Raw genomic sequence first — 212 nt, 5'->3', positions numbered from 1 at the left:
GGGAAGCTCCGTATTGATGTAGAGCTTCCAACAGGAAAACATATAGGATTCAACGTTTAACAATAAAAATGGGAGCTATAGGCTCCCATTTTTAGATTCGTATAACGTTGAACCCAACGGTAAATAGTCGTGTGATCAACATTCACACCCCGTTCGGCCAGCATTTCCTGCAGTTCACGATAGCTAATGCCATATTTACAATACCAGCGCAC

Annotated in this window: 1 pseudogene; it reads right to left on the bottom strand. The window is 42.5% G+C overall.

Going from position 1 to position 212, the window contains the following annotated elements:
* Positions 1-101 precede the first annotated feature (101 nt).
* Positions 102-212: pseudogene (locus tag WFH18_RS18425) on the bottom strand (IS6 family transposase); the annotation flags it as partial.

Origin of the sequence: Acinetobacter sp. USHLN143, assembly GCF_037145695.1 — a bacterium.
In the GTDB taxonomy this organism is placed as follows: domain Bacteria; phylum Pseudomonadota; class Gammaproteobacteria; order Pseudomonadales; family Moraxellaceae; genus Acinetobacter; species Acinetobacter fasciculus.
This window is presented reverse-complemented; position numbering and strand designations above follow the sequence as displayed.